This window comes from Rhizobium sp. PL01 (assembly GCF_033447125.1).
Lineage (GTDB): Bacteria > Pseudomonadota > Alphaproteobacteria > Rhizobiales > Rhizobiaceae > Pararhizobium.
In genome coordinates this window covers 334,983-347,869 of sequence record NZ_JAWQUM010000006.1, presented here as the reverse complement: position 1 = coordinate 347,869, position 12,887 = coordinate 334,983, and the positions used below count along the sequence as shown (strand labels likewise).

15 protein-coding genes are annotated in these 12,887 nt (G+C 59.2%); 10 read left to right on the top strand and 5 right to left on the bottom strand.

The features are described 5' to 3' along the window. The first annotated feature begins 1 nt into the window (after nucleotide 1). From hisA to coaA, 4 genes are read left to right on the top strand one after another with little or no spacing between them, the layout of a single operon-like run. Nucleotides 2-745, top strand: a complete 744-nt coding sequence (hisA, locus tag R6X40_RS16970) for a 1-(5-phosphoribosyl)-5-[(5-phosphoribosylamino)methylideneamino]imidazole-4-carboxamide isomerase (RefSeq protein ID WP_318414954.1) — start codon at nucleotides 2-4, stop codon at nucleotides 743-745. After that, entirely contained in the window at nucleotides 742-1,518 is a 777-nt protein-coding gene (gene hisF, locus R6X40_RS16965) for an imidazole glycerol phosphate synthase subunit HisF (RefSeq protein WP_318414953.1), read from the top strand. The genes hisA and hisF overlap by 4 nt, the downstream gene beginning before the upstream one ends. 19 nt (nucleotides 1,519-1,537) lie before the next feature. Beyond that, nucleotides 1,538-1,852: a phosphoribosyl-ATP diphosphatase gene (locus R6X40_RS16960; RefSeq protein WP_318414952.1), complete on the top strand. Its 315-nt coding sequence runs from the start codon at nucleotides 1,538-1,540 to the stop codon at nucleotides 1,850-1,852. A 7-nt stretch (nucleotides 1,853-1,859) separates the two neighbouring features. After that, complete coding sequence (gene coaA, locus R6X40_RS16955) at nucleotides 1,860-2,855, top strand: type I pantothenate kinase (RefSeq protein ID WP_318414951.1); 996 nt, start codon at nucleotides 1,860-1,862, stop codon at nucleotides 2,853-2,855. A gap of 3 nt (nucleotides 2,856-2,858) precedes the next feature. Here the strand turns inward: coaA and R6X40_RS16950 are convergent, their stop codons facing one another. The 5 genes from R6X40_RS16950 to R6X40_RS16930 form a co-directional block, all read right to left on the bottom strand. Beyond that, on the bottom strand, nucleotides 2,859-3,470 hold the full coding sequence (locus tag R6X40_RS16950; protein WP_318414950.1) for an alpha-ketoglutarate-dependent dioxygenase AlkB: 612 nt from the start codon (nucleotides 3,468-3,470) through the stop codon (nucleotides 2,859-2,861). A gap of 8 nt (nucleotides 3,471-3,478) precedes the next feature. Continuing rightward, nucleotides 3,479-3,919 (bottom strand): hypothetical protein, encoded by a 441-nt coding sequence (locus tag R6X40_RS16945; protein WP_318414949.1) that lies wholly within the window; start codon nucleotides 3,917-3,919, stop codon nucleotides 3,479-3,481. A 2-nt stretch (nucleotides 3,920-3,921) separates the two neighbouring features. After that, nucleotides 3,922-4,395, bottom strand: coding sequence for a peptidoglycan-binding protein LysM (gene lysM / locus R6X40_RS16940; protein WP_318414948.1), 474 nt, complete (start codon nucleotides 4,393-4,395; stop codon nucleotides 3,922-3,924). Nucleotides 4,396-4,480: 85 nt separating this feature from the next. Beyond that, complete coding sequence (arfB, locus tag R6X40_RS16935; RefSeq protein ID WP_318414947.1) at nucleotides 4,481-4,915, bottom strand: alternative ribosome rescue aminoacyl-tRNA hydrolase ArfB; 435 nt, start codon at nucleotides 4,913-4,915, stop codon at nucleotides 4,481-4,483. 140 nt (nucleotides 4,916-5,055) lie between these two features. Then, nucleotides 5,056-6,666: a phosphoenolpyruvate carboxykinase gene (locus R6X40_RS16930; RefSeq protein WP_318414946.1), complete on the bottom strand. Its 1,611-nt coding sequence runs from the start codon at nucleotides 6,664-6,666 to the stop codon at nucleotides 5,056-5,058. A gap of 340 nt (nucleotides 6,667-7,006) precedes the next feature. Here R6X40_RS16930 and R6X40_RS16925 point away from each other — a divergent pair, with 340 nt between their 5' ends. From R6X40_RS16925 to ahcY, 6 genes are all read left to right on the top strand, one after another. Then, nucleotides 7,007-7,741: a response regulator transcription factor gene (locus R6X40_RS16925; RefSeq protein ID WP_037097523.1), complete on the top strand. Its 735-nt coding sequence runs from the start codon at nucleotides 7,007-7,009 to the stop codon at nucleotides 7,739-7,741. Nucleotides 7,742-7,983: 242 nt separating this feature from the next. Then, nucleotides 7,984-9,738: a sensor histidine kinase gene (locus tag R6X40_RS16920; protein ID WP_318414995.1), complete on the top strand. Its 1,755-nt coding sequence runs from the start codon at nucleotides 7,984-7,986 to the stop codon at nucleotides 9,736-9,738. After that, complete coding sequence (locus R6X40_RS16915) at nucleotides 9,735-10,202, top strand: HPr kinase/phosphorylase (RefSeq protein WP_318414945.1); 468 nt, start codon at nucleotides 9,735-9,737, stop codon at nucleotides 10,200-10,202. The genes R6X40_RS16920 and R6X40_RS16915 overlap by 4 nt, the downstream gene beginning before the upstream one ends. 147 nt (nucleotides 10,203-10,349) lie before the next feature. Beyond that, the gene (locus R6X40_RS16910) at nucleotides 10,350-10,751 is read left to right on the top strand and encodes a PTS sugar transporter subunit IIA (protein ID WP_037096714.1); all 402 of its coding nucleotides are present in this window, start codon (nucleotides 10,350-10,352) and stop codon (nucleotides 10,749-10,751) included. Further along, entirely contained in the window at nucleotides 10,720-11,037 is a 318-nt protein-coding gene (locus R6X40_RS16905) for an HPr family phosphocarrier protein (RefSeq protein ID WP_318414944.1), read from the top strand. Before R6X40_RS16910 ends, R6X40_RS16905 begins: the two co-directional genes overlap by 32 nt. Before the next feature lie 182 nt (nucleotides 11,038-11,219). Then, the gene (gene ahcY / locus R6X40_RS16900; protein WP_318414943.1) at nucleotides 11,220-12,620 is read left to right on the top strand and encodes an adenosylhomocysteinase; all 1,401 of its coding nucleotides are present in this window, start codon (nucleotides 11,220-11,222) and stop codon (nucleotides 12,618-12,620) included. The last annotated feature ends 267 nt before the right edge of the window (nucleotides 12,621-12,887 follow it).

The following is a 12,887-nucleotide window of genomic DNA, read 5'->3' as shown; positions in this document are numbered from 1 at the left end:
CATGATCCTTTTTCCTGCTATCGATCTCAAAGACGGCCAGTGCGTGCGCCTCAAGCTCGGCGACATGGAACAGGCGACCGTCTACAATCCGGACCCCGGCGCGCAAGCCAAGGCCTTCGAAGATCAGGGGTTTGAATGGCTGCACGTGGTCGATCTCAACGGCGCATTTGCCGGTGAAACCGTCAACGGTGCTGCTCTGGATGCGATCCTCAAGGCGACCAAGAACCCGGTTCAGCTGGGTGGTGGCATTCGCACGCTCGATCATATCGAAAACTGGCTGTCACGCGGCCTCGCCCGCGTCATTCTCGGCACCGTTGCCGTGCGCGATCCGGCGCTGGTCATCGAGGCCTGCAAAAAATTCCCCGGTAAGGTCGCCGTCGGCATCGATGCCAAGGGCGGCAAGGTTGCGGTCGAGGGCTGGGCGGAAGCCTCCGAACTCGGTGTCATCGAGCTGGCGCGGAAATTCGAAGGGGCCGGCGTTTCGGCGATCATCTATACCGATATCGACCGCGACGGCATCCTGACCGGCATCAACTGGGATTCGACGCTGGAACTCGCTGATGCGGTCTCCATCCCGGTCATCGCCTCGGGTGGCCTCGCCTCGATGGACGATATCCGGCGTATGGTTCAGCCGGATGCGGCCAAACTCGAAGGTGCGATCTCCGGCCGGGCGCTTTATGATGGGCGGATCGATCCGGCTGAGGCGCTGTCGCTTATCCGGAACGCGAAAGGAAAAGCGGCATGACCCTCAAAGCCCGCGTTATCCCCTGCCTCGACGTCAAGGACGGCCGTGTCGTCAAGGGGGTCAGCTTCCTTGATCTGATCGATGCCGGTGATCCCGTCGAATCGGCAAAGGCCTATGACGCTGCCGGTGCCGACGAACTTTGTTTCCTCGACATTACCGCTTCTTCCGACAATCGCGACACGATCTTCGATGTCGTTGCACGCACCGCCGATCATTGTTTCATGCCGCTGACCGTTGGTGGCGGTGTGCGCACCGTGGCCGACATCCGCAAGCTTCTGCTGGCCGGGGCCGACAAGGTATCGATCAATTCGGCCGCCGTCAGCAATCCGGATTTTGTCGCCGAAGCGGCCGACAAGTTCGGCAACCAGTGCATCGTCGTCTCGATCGACTCCAAGAAAGTATCGAAGCCCGGCGAAGAGGACCGCTGGGAAATCTTCACCCATGGCGGCCGTCAGGCAACCGGCATCGATGCTGTCACGTTTGCCGAGAAGATGGTGAAGCTCGGCGCTGGCGAACTGCTTTTGACCTCGATGGATCGCGACGGTTCGAAAGCCGGCTATGATATCGCGCTGACCCGCACCATTGCTGACCGCGTGTCCGTGCCCGTCATCGCTTCGGGCGGCGTCGGAACGCTCGATCATATGGTCGAAGGCATTCGCGACGGCCATGCGACGGCGGTTCTGGCCGCTTCGATCTTCCATTTCGGCACCTATAGCATCGGCGAAACCAAGCGCTATATGGCAGAGCATGGCATTGCCATGCGGCTCGACTGAGCGGCAGGACGGAAAACAGATGAGCAATTTCAGCCTTTCCGATCTCGAAGCGATCGTCGCCGCGCGGGCCAAGGCCTCACCGGACGAATCCTGGACCGCCAAACTCGTCGCCCATGGGCAGGCAAAGGCGGCCAAGAAACTCGGTGAGGAAGCCGTGGAGACCGTGATCGCCGCCATCAGCAACGATCGCGCCAACCTTGTCGCCGAGAGTGCCGATCTGATCTATCATCTGATGGTCGTATTGAAAATTGCTGATATTCCGTTGCAAGATGTGATGGATGAGCTTGACCGGCGGACCAGCCAGTCGGGGCTCCAGGAAAAGGCAAGCCGGTAGACACGTCATGACAATCGTCGCCAAAGACATCGCGCCGGCCGATATTCCGGATCACTTCAACAACAAGGACTATTCGCCCTACCGGTTCTTTTCGGCGGAGGAATGGTCGCATTTCCGGGCGGATACACCGCTGACGCTGTCGGCCGATGAAGTCCAGCGGCTGCGGTCGCTGAATGACCCGATCGATCTCAGCGAAGTCAGGCGCATCTACCTGTCGCTATCGCGCCTTCTGTCCACGCATGTGGAATCCTCGCAGCGGCTGTTTGCCCAGCGCCAGCGGTTCCTCAGCATGTCGAACGACGCCAAGACCCCTTTCGTCATCGGCATTGCCGGCTCCGTTGCCGTCGGCAAGTCGACAACGGCGCGTATTCTGGCCGAGCTTCTGTCGCGCTGGCCATCGAGCCCGAAGGTCGATCTGGTGACCACCGACGGTTTCCTCTATCCCAACGCGACGCTGCTGCGGGAAAACATGATGGACCGCAAGGGTTTTCCGGAAAGCTACGATATTGGCGCGCTCTTACGCTTCTTGTCGGCGATCAAAGCGGGCCAGCCGAATGTCCAGGCGCCGACCTATTCGCACCTGACCTATGACGTGTTGCCCGACCAGTTCCAGGTCGTTGACCGTCCGGACATCCTGATTTTCGAGGGTATCAACGTCCTGCAGTCGCGCAATCTGCCCGCTGACGGCAAGATCGTGCCGATGGTCTCGGATTTCTTCGATTTCTCGATCTATATCGACGCCGAGGAAAGCCTGATCCACACCTGGTACGTCAACCGTTTCATGCGGCTGCGCCAGACCGCTTTCCGCAATCCGGACTCCTTCTTCAAGCGCTATGCGCAGGTGAGCGAGGAAGAAGCCTTGGTGATCGCCGAAGGGCTTTGGCAGAACATCAACCTGAAGAACCTGCGCCAGAACATCCTGCCGACGCGCCCGCGGGCCGACCTGATCCTGCAGAAGGGGCCGAATCACCTCACCGAAACCGTCGCGCTGCGCAAGCTTTGAGGCTCAAATCGTGACGCGGCGCAGCGTCAGGTTGATCCGGCCGCCATTCTTCAGAAGTGTCGACGTGCCGGGATAGATCTTGTCGACGCCGTGGAAGGCGAGACGTCCCTCGCCGCCAAGGACGACGATATCGCCGCTCGACAGCTTGAACGACAGGGTCCGGCCACCTTTCTCGGTACCGCCAACCCGGAACAGGCAACTATCCCCCAGTGAAATCGATAGGACTGGTGTTTCCAGGTCCTTTTCGTCGCGATCCTGATGCAGGCCCATGCGGGCATCGTCGGCATAGAAATTGACGAGGCAGGCCTCGGGCTCCTTGGCCGAACCGGAAACCGTATGCCAGATATCGAGGAGTGCTTCGGGCATAGCGGGCCACGGCCTGCCGGTCGCCGGATGCCCGGCCTGATAGCGATAACCGCGCTCCTTGTCCGTGACCCAGCCGAGCGTGCCGCAATTGGTCATACGCACGGACATCGGTTTTCCCGTGCGCGGCATGGCGGGCACATAGAGCGGAGCTTCGCTTACAACAGCGCGAATGGTCTCGACCAGGGCCTCCTGCTTTTCCCGATCCAGAAAACCCGGAATATGCCGGATACCCTTGGGCAGAACTTGCATCGAGGTGCCTATTCCAAGCCGAGCAACGCGGCCGGTACGCCGTAGCGCTGCTGCCAAACGGCATAACCGACATCCGTCGGCCCTACCATATGATCGATCAGGTTCCAGCGTCCTGCCTGGAAGCCCATCAGGCCATAGACCGTCAGCCCATCCATCATGTCGGCGTCTCCAGCAAATCCGGTTTCCTCGGGATCGATCACGCCGCCACCCGGTCTTTGTGGCTCGACCTGGACGAAGGCCCAGTTTGGCGTGACTCGAATGGTTGTGACCACAAATTCGACCGGGCCGCGCATTTCCGCTTCAACGGCTGGGCGCAGGGTATCCATGATGGCAGCGCGCTCCGCTGAGCCCTTGGCAGGCTCACGGAACGTCAGGGCCAGCGCAGGCCCGCTCACTACCATCATCAGGACGGCAACAAAGATCGACAGGACTGCGCCAGCTGTTTTCATGATCAGGCCTGATCCAGGGCCGGAATGCGCAGGACCTGGCCGGGATAAATCTTGTCCGGATGGGTGAGCATCGGCTTGTTGGCTTCGAAGATGATCGGGTTTTTAGCGCCCTTGCCCTTGCCGTACTGCGATTCGGCGATCTTCCAGAGGTTGTCGCCCTTCTTCACCGTATAGAAGACCGGTTCCTTGGCTGGTGCCGGTGCGGCAGCGCCATCGGCGACCTTGAGTTCCGCTGCTTCTACCTTCGAAATACCCAGCGTGTTGCCGACGGCGACGACGGCCTTTTCAAAGGCGGACTGATCCTTCACCACGCCAGTGAGCACGATTTTGTCGCCCTCGACCGCAACATCCACCTTGTCGGTGCCGAGGTCATGCGAAGCCAGTTCCTTCTTTACCGCTTCGACATCCGGCGCATCATCATCGCCGCCGATGCCGAGTTTCTTACCGGCATTCTTGATAAAGCTGAACAGACCCATGGCGCATCTCCTTTTGCGGGTTTCTTCAACCCTAACAGAGTGCAGTGATGGGAAAAAAACAAGGCCTGGATGAAAATTGCGGCAATCAATCATTTTCCGGGCGGCCGCGCATCTTCTTGACTTCGCCGCGTCCGGTCTTTGCCTTCAGCCGCCGCTCGATCGAACCTTTGGTCGGCTTGGTCTTGCGCCGCGGCGGCGGTGGCGGCTCGGCAGCCTTCAGGATCAGTTCCTTCAGCCGTTCGCGGGCATCCTCGCGGTTGCGCTCCTGGCTACGAAACCGGCTCGCCTCGATCATCAGCACGCCGTCCTTGGAGACCTTGCGCCCGGCAAGCTTGATGGCGTTGTCGCGGACGCGCTCGGGCAAGGCGGGGGAAGCGGCAATCCCGTAGAAAAGCTGGACGGCGGTCGAAACCTTGTTGACGTTCTGTCCGCCGGGACCTCCGGCCAGCACGAATTGCTCGGTCAGCTCCCAGCCGGCGATGACAATTCTATCGTTGATATACAGCGGATCGCTGGCCATGACGTTTCTTCCCTTCCCTCGCTCTATCTCACACGACGGCAGCCTTGAAAACGCAGGAACCCGCCCGCAACGCAAAAACCCGGCACTTTCGCGCCGGGTTTCACGTGAATCATCGTCTGCAACCCTCTGTGAGGGCTGATTTATTCGGCTGCGAGCTTCACGCCGGGGGCTGCATCCCGGACGCCGCCATCGACATGGCTTTCGAACTTGGCGAAGTTGGCGACAAACATATCGACCAGCTTGCGGGCCTGCGCGTCATAGCCAGCACCATCGCTCCAGGTGGAGCGGGGATCAAGGATGCTGCTGTCAACGCCCGAAACCGAAACCGGCACGGCAAAGCCGAAATTGCTGTCCGTGCGGAATTCGGCAGAGGCCAACGAACCATCAAGGGCAGCGGCCAGCAGTGCGCGCGTCGCCTTAATCGGCATGCGGTGGCCGGTGCCATGAGCGCCGCCGGTCCAGCCGGTGTTGACCAGCCAGCAATTGACACCGTGTTCGGCGATCAGGGCCTTGAGCAGATTGCCGTATTCGGATGGATGACGCGGCATGAACGGCGCGCCGAAGCAGGTCGAGAACGTCGCTTCCGGTTCGGTCACCCCCTTCTCGGTACCGGCAACCTTTGCCGTGTAGCCGGAGAGGAAGTGGTACATGGCCTGATCCGGCGTCAGACGCGCGATCGGCGGCATGACACCGAAGGCATCCGCCGTCAGCATGATGATCGTACCGGGGTGACCTGTCGTGCCGCTCTTGCTGGCATTCGGGATGAAATCCAGCGGATAGGCGCAACGGGTGTTTTCCGTCAGCGAACCATCATTGAAATCAGGAACCCGATTTGCGTCAAGCACGACATTCTCGAGCACGGTGCCGAAGCGGCGCGTGGTTTCGAAAATTTCCGGCTCGGCTTCGGCCGAAAGGCGAATGGTCTTGGCATAGCAGCCACCTTCGAAATTGAAGATGCCGTGCTCGCCCCAGCCGTGCTCGTCGTCACCGATCAGCGTGCGCTTGGGATCGGCAGACAACGTCGTCTTGCCCGTGCCGGAAAGACCGAAGAACACCGCTGCGTCCCCATCCGGGCCAACATTGGCGGAGCAATGCATCGGCATGACGCGCTTGGCCGGCAGCAGGTAGTTGAGCATGGTGAAGACGGCCTTCTTCATCTCGCCGGCATAGGACGTGCCGCCGATCAGAATGATGCCCTTGGTGAAGTTGCAGGCGATCACCGTTTCCGTGCGGCAACCGTGGCGGGCTGGATTGCCCTTGAAATCCGGCAGATCGATGATCGTCAGCTTCGGCGTGAAGGCGGCGAGTGCTGCCTTTTCCGGGCGGATCAGAAGATTACGGATGAACAGGGAATGCCAAGCGAACTCGGTGATGACACGCGTCGGAAGGGCATTTTCGGCATCGGCACCGCCGATCAGATCCTGCGCATAGAGCGACTTGCCCTTGGCATGATCGAGCATGTCCTGATGCAGCACCGCAAAATGGTCAGGCGACATTGCATTGTTGTTGTCCCACCAGATTTCGTCCGTGGTTTTTTCGTCGCGAACGACGAACTTGTCCTTCGGTGAACGGCCGGTGTGCTGGCCCGTCAAGGCACGCACGGCACCGTCTGCGGTCAGCTGCGCTTCGCTGCGGCGCAAGATTTCCTCATAGAGTTCAGCGGTGCCAAAGTTGTAGCGAACCACATCCAGGTTGTTAAAGCCGATTGATTCCAGCCCAAGGGATGGGTTGCGAATGCCGAGTTCCTGCATGGTCCAGCTTTCCTCCGTGGTTTGCTGACAGAACGTTGAATGTTAGCAACCATAGAAGGACCGGGGAGAAAAGACAAGATTGCTGTCGTAAAAAATATAATGATTTCAGTATATTAATCGATTTAAAAGAAAATATCGCTTTTTTAATCGGTTGAATCGGTGCTTTTTGAATGGCCTTTTTTCGTTGAAAGACACATCTTTCACCCGGTCCGATTGCTTTTGCTATTTCCTTCGCCACAATTTGTTCCACCTTTATACTCATGAAACGCGTCTAACCGCAGCAGAGCCCGGACAACCGGGCCGGCCTCGGAGACGCAGCGAAATGGTGGAGCCCTATACGATGCAGACGATTGCACTTGTCGATGACGACCGGAATATCCTGACCTCGGTGTCGATTGCACTGGAGGCAGAGGGCTACAAGGTCGAAACCTATACCGACGGTGCCTCGGCTCTCGACGGTCTGCTTGCGCGGCCGCCACAACTGGCGATCTTCGATATCAAGATGCCGCGCATGGACGGCATGGAGCTTTTGCGCCGTCTGCGGCAGAAATCCGATATTCCGGTGATCTTCCTGACCTCAAAGGATGAAGAGATCGACGAGCTTTTCGGCTTGAAGATGGGCGCCGACGATTTCATCACCAAGCCTTTCTCGCAGCGATTGCTGGTCGAGCGCGTCAAGGCGATCCTGCGCCGTTCCGCCAACCGGGAAGCTGCGGCTGCCGCAAGCACCGGCAGCGGCGCAGCCAAGAGTGCCGCGGACATCCAGGCACGCTCGCTGGAGCGCGGCCAGCTATCGATGGACCAGGAACGCCACACATGCACCTGGAAGAACGAGCCTGTGACCCTGACGGTGACCGAGTTCCTGATCCTGCACTCGCTGGCCCAACGCCCGGGCGTGGTGAAGAGCCGCGATTCCTTGATGGATGCTGCCTATGACGAACAGGTCTATGTCGACGACCGCACCATCGACAGCCACATCAAGCGGCTGCGCAAGAAGTTCAAGATGGTCGATAACGACTTTGATATGATCGAAACGCTTTACGGCGTTGGCTACCGCTTCCGCGAATCGGCCTGAGGCCGGGTCTTGTCTCCCGCTAAGCCGGATGTCGCCGCGGGGTGCAAGTCTGGCGTGGTCAAGGGCGGAGCTGTATGATACGGCTCCGCGCCAAAGAGAGACGCAAGGGCGTAATCTCCATTCTGCTCTCGGGCGGACGGCAGCCGGGTCTGCCATCGGAACCGCAGCAAAGCTGCAATTGATTGACAGGGGCCGCGAAAGCGGGAGTTGAAGGCTTGGTCGAAGTCTTGCGAAACATCGATATGGATGAGGGCGAAACGCGGGCGGCTTCCGGCCGGAAGTGGGCGCATCCCTTCACGTTGATTCGCCGCATCTTCGGCAATGCTGTCTTTTCCAGCCTGACGCGCCGTATCCTGTTTTTCAATCTCGTTGCGCTTGTCGTCCTCGTCGGCGGCATCATGTATCTGAACCAGTTTCGCGAAGGGCTGATTGACGCGCGCGTCGAAAGCCTTTTGACACAAGGGGAAATCATCGCCGGCGCGATCGCCGCGTCCGCTTCCGTCGATACCAATTCGATCACCATCGATCCCGAAAAGCTGCTTGAATTGCAGGCCGGGCAGAGCATCACACCGCTGCCAAGCGACGAAGACCTCGAATTCCCGATCAACCAGGAACGCGTGGCACCGGTGCTGCGGCGGCTGATCTCGCCGACCCGTACCCGCGCCCGTCTGTTCGATGCAGACGCCGATCTTCTCCTGGATTCCCGTCACCTTTATACCGGCGGCCAGGTGCTGCGCTTCGACCTGCCGCCGATCGAGCCAGAACCCGTGACATGGTCCGAACGGCTGAACTCCTGGTTCAATCGTGTGCTGCAGCCGGGCAACCTGCCGCTCTACAAGGAGCCACCAGGCGGCAACGGCGCGATCTATCCCGAAGTCATGAATGCGCTGACCGGCGTGCGCGGCGCCGTGGTGCGCGTCACCGAAAAAGGCGAGCTAATCGTCTCCGTCGCCGTACCCGTCCAGCGTTTTCGTGCGGTTCTCGGTGTGCTGCTGCTGTCGACGCAGGCGGGCGATATCGACAAGATCGTTCACGCCGAGCGGCTGGCCATCATCCGCGTGTTCGGCGTTGCAGCGCTCGTCAACGTCATCCTGTCGCTGTTGTTGTCGAGCACCATTGCCAACCCCTTGCGGCGCCTGTCGGCGGCTGCCATCCGCGTGCGGCGTGGCGGCGCCAAGGAGCGTGAGGAAATCCCTGACTTCTCCTCGCGTCAGGACGAGATTGGCAACCTGTCCGTGGCGCTGCGCGAAATGACCACAGCGCTCTATGACCGTATTGCCGCGATCGAGAATTTTGCCGCCGATGTCAGCCACGAGCTTAAGAACCCGCTGACTTCGCTGCGCAGCGCCGTCGAAACGCTGCCACTCGCCCGTACAGACGATTCCAAGAAGCGGCTGATGGATGTCATCCAGCATGACGTGCGCCGTCTTGACCGGCTGATCAGCGATATCTCCGATGCCTCAAGGCTCGATGCGGAGCTTGCCCGCAGCGACGCAAAGGCCGTCGATCTGGAAAAGCTGCTCGGTGGCCTTGTCGATCTTTCCCGGCAGATCCGCAGCGGCAAGAAGGTTGTCGAACTGAGCTTCGCCGTCGAGCGTAAGGACAATCCGAAGGCGCGCTTCGATGTCGGCGGCTATGAGTTGCGCATCGGCCAGATCATCACCAACCTGATCGAGAATGCCCGGTCGTTCGTTCCGGACCAGGGTGGGCGCATCGTCCTGCGCCTGACCCGGACGCGCAGCCGCTGCATCATCTATGTCGAGGATAACGGACCGGGCATCCAGGCCGAAGACATCGACCGCATCTTCGAGCGCTTCTACACGGACCGGCCGGATGGCGAGGATTTTGGCCAGAATTCCGGCCTTGGCCTCTCCATTTCCCGCCAGATCGCCGAGGCCCATGGCGGCTCGCTGAAGGCCGAGAACATGCTGGATGCGAACGGCAAGATTACCGGCGCCCGTTTCATCCTTTCGCTTCCGATCGAGAACCATTCGTGACGAGCCCGGCGGTCAATGTTCACGCGACCGCTGTGGTGCTCGGAACCCAGGGTTTCTTGTTTGTCGGTCCGTCTGGTGCAGGCAAGACGATGCTTGCACTCTCCTGCATGGCGGCGGCAAGAAATTCCGGGCTGTTTGCGGCCCTCGTATCTGACGATCAGGTGCTGATTTCCGTGTGCAACGGCCGTATCATCGGCCGCCGTCCGGCCTCGATTGCAGGCCTTGCGGAGGTTCGTGGCGCTGGGATCGTTGCAGTCGAGACGATACCGGCCGCGGTGATTGATTTTGCCATACTGCCCGTCAAACCGCCGTTTGAGCCACGTTTACCCCCGGAAAATGAGAGGTTTTCTTTGCCCTCCGGTGATTTTTTACCTTTGTATCGCCTTCCCTTGGCCGAAGGCTTGAATTCTTTTGAAATTTTGCGGCTTATTTTACCTCAAAATGCCAATTTTCAAGGACATTGATGCCTTTTAAGGCAGCATTTCCGGATTTTTAACTTGCCATTCGCCTTTTCCTTGCCAAGATGGCCGCCCTAAAGGTGGACGAAATTGCTGCGTTGCGATATCTGACCCTCCTTATAGATTTGCAGATGCAGTTGGAGCGAAGACACCATGATCGGACTTGTGCTTGTCACACACGGCAAGCTAGCTGAAGAGTTTCGTCATGCGCTGGAGCATGTCGTTGGTCCGCAAAAGTCAATCGAGACTGTCTGCATCGGCCCCGAGGATGATATGGATCAGCGCCGGCAGGACATCCTGCACGCTGTTCTCGCAGCCGACGAAGGCAATGGTGTCATCATCCTCACAGATATGTTCGGCGGCACGCCGTCCAACCTGGCAATCTCGGTGATGCAGAGTGGCACCGTCGAGGTTATTGCCGGAGTCAACCTTCCCATGCTGATCAAACTGGCCGGCGTCCGTGGCGAAAGCGATATGGACAAGGCACTCGTCGAAGCGTCCGAAGCAGGCAGGAAATATATCAATGTCGCAAGCCGTGTCCTCAGTGGCAAATAACGGGGCGTCGGTCGTGACCCTTTCCCGTGACCTTCTGATCGTCAACAAACGCGGATTGCATGCCCGCGCTTCTGCCAAGTTCGTCCAGACGGTTGAGGGCTACGATGCCGAGATTCACGTCTCGAAGGACGGCATGACCGTCGGCGGCACCTCGATCATGGGCCTGATGATGCTGGCCGCCAGCACCGGCTGTTCGGTTTCCGTCACCTCCAGTGGCCGACAGGCACAGGAAGCGCTCGACGCACTCGATGCGCTGGTTGCCGACAAGTTCGGCGAAGAAATCTGATCCTGAGCGGGAACACATAAAGATATAAAGACTTCTTTATGTCCTGTTGCCCCTTTTCGCATTTCCTGATAATTGAGGAACAAACTTCCTGCTGACAGCAGGAAGTGGCGAATTCTAGTGCGCCCTGCCCGGCCCTGCCAAAACGTCAGGTATTCGTGCATGGCACCAGCCCGGAGATACTCATGAGCACGAAAAACGACTACGTTGTTGCAGATATCGGCCTTGCCGATTTCGGCCGCAAGGAAATCATCATTGCGGAAACAGAAATGCCGGGCCTGATGGCCTCCCGCGAGGAATTCGGCACGTCCAAGCCGCTGAAGGGCGCCCGTATCACCGGCTCGCTGCATATGACCATCCAGACGGCTGTGCTGATCGAGACGCTGACAGCGCTCGGCGCGGAAGTTCGCTGGGCTTCCTGCAACATCTTCTCGACGCAGGACCATGCTGCCGCTGCCATTGCTGCAACGGGCGTCCCCGTCTTCGCCATCAAGGGTGAAAGCCTGGAAGACTACTGGACCTATACGGACAAGATCTTCCAGTGGGCCGATGGCGGCGTTTCCAACATGATCCTCGATGACGGCGGCGATGCCACCATGTACATCCTGCTCGGTGCCCGCGCCGAAGCTGGTGAGGACGTTCTCTCGAAGCCGGAATCGGAAGAAGAAGAAATCCTCGTTGCACAGATCAAGAAGCGCCTCGCCGCTTCTCCGGGCTGGTTCACCAAGCAGCGCGATGCCATCCAGGGTGTGACGGAAGAAACCACCACGGGCGTCAACCGTCTCTACCAGCTGCACGCCAAGGGCCTGCTGCCCTTCCCGGCGATCAACGTTAACGATTCGGTTACCAAGTCGAAGTTCGACAACAAGTACGGCTGCAAGGAATCGCTGGTCGATGGCATCCGCCGCGGCACCGACGTGATGATGGCCGGCAAGGTTGCCGTCGTCTGCGGCTACGGCGACGTCGGCAAGGGTTCTGCCGCTTCGCTTCTTGGCGCCGGCGCCCGCGTCAAGGTCACGGAAGTCGATCCAATCTGCGCCCTGCAGGCCGCCATGGACGGTTTTGAAGTCGTTCAGCTGGAAGACGTTGTTTCGTCCGCCGATATCTTCATCACGACGACCGGCAACAAGGATGTCATCCGCATGGACCACATGCGCGAGATGAAGGACATGGCCATCGTCGGCAATATCGGCCATTTCGACAACGAGATCCAGGTTTCCGCCCTGCGTAACCTGAAATGGACCAACATCAAGCCGCAGGTCGATCTGATCGAGTTCCCGAAGGGCAACCGCATGATCCTCCTGTCGGAAGGCCGCTTGCTCAACCTCGGCAACGCGACCGGCCATCCGTCCTTCGTCATGTCGGCTTCGTTCACGAACCAGACACTGGCCCAGATCGAACTGTTCACCAAGGGTGACCAGTATGAAAAGGGTGTTCACATCCTGCCGAAGCATCTCGACGAGAAGGTCGCACGCCTTCACCTCGCCAAGCTTGGCGCCAAGCTGACCGAACTTTCGGAAGAGCAGGCTGGCTATATCGGTGTGAAGCCGCAGGGCCCGTTCAAGGCTGAACACTACCGCTACTAGTCCTTACCCGGATAATCCACAACATATAGAGGCCGCGATCTTGACACGAGATCGCGGCCTCTTTTTTTGCTCTGCCCTTCCCGAGGATTCCCCGAAGGCGTATGTTTTTGGCACAATGATTCGTGACGAAGATGCGGAACAGACGCGTCACGGATGGGATGTCTTGTCGTTGAGGCGGCAAACAGACGAAGACATGCCGGACTGCAATCGGAATTGAACGAGGCCTGCTTTGGCGGGATTTCGATTTAGCACTGCGTGGCGATTTGC

Excerpts from the sequence above, each read along its gene's own strand:
- R6X40_RS16930 (WP_318414946.1), bottom strand. The coding sequence starts at position 6,666 with ATGCAGGAACTCGGCATTCGCAACCCATCCCTTGGGCTGGAATCAATC.
- coaA (WP_318414951.1), top strand. The coding sequence starts at position 1,860 with ATGACAATCGTCGCCAAAGACATCGCGCCGGCCGATATTCCGGATCAC.
- R6X40_RS16945 (WP_318414949.1), bottom strand. The coding sequence starts at position 3,919 with ATGAAAACAGCTGGCGCAGTCCTGTCGATCTTTGTTGCCGTCCTGATG.
- arfB (WP_318414947.1), bottom strand. The coding sequence starts at position 4,915 with ATGGCCAGCGATCCGCTGTATATCAACGATAGAATTGTCATCGCCGGC.
- R6X40_RS16920 (WP_318414995.1), top strand. The coding sequence starts at position 7,984 with ATGGATGAGGGCGAAACGCGGGCGGCTTCCGGCCGGAAGTGGGCGCAT.
- R6X40_RS16960 (WP_318414952.1), top strand. The coding sequence starts at position 1,538 with ATGAGCAATTTCAGCCTTTCCGATCTCGAAGCGATCGTCGCCGCGCGG.
- R6X40_RS16905 (WP_318414944.1), top strand. The coding sequence starts at position 10,720 with ATGTCGCAAGCCGTGTCCTCAGTGGCAAATAACGGGGCGTCGGTCGTG.
- hisA (WP_318414954.1), top strand. The coding sequence starts at position 2 with ATGATCCTTTTTCCTGCTATCGATCTCAAAGACGGCCAGTGCGTGCGC.
- lysM (WP_318414948.1), bottom strand. The coding sequence starts at position 4,395 with ATGGGTCTGTTCAGCTTTATCAAGAATGCCGGTAAGAAACTCGGCATC.
- R6X40_RS16925 (WP_037097523.1), top strand. The coding sequence starts at position 7,007 with ATGCAGACGATTGCACTTGTCGATGACGACCGGAATATCCTGACCTCG.
- R6X40_RS16950 (WP_318414950.1), bottom strand. The coding sequence starts at position 3,470 with ATGCAAGTTCTGCCCAAGGGTATCCGGCATATTCCGGGTTTTCTGGAT.
- hisF (WP_318414953.1), top strand. The coding sequence starts at position 742 with ATGACCCTCAAAGCCCGCGTTATCCCCTGCCTCGACGTCAAGGACGGC.
- ahcY (WP_318414943.1), top strand. The coding sequence starts at position 11,220 with ATGAGCACGAAAAACGACTACGTTGTTGCAGATATCGGCCTTGCCGAT.
- R6X40_RS16910 (WP_037096714.1), top strand. The coding sequence starts at position 10,350 with ATGATCGGACTTGTGCTTGTCACACACGGCAAGCTAGCTGAAGAGTTT.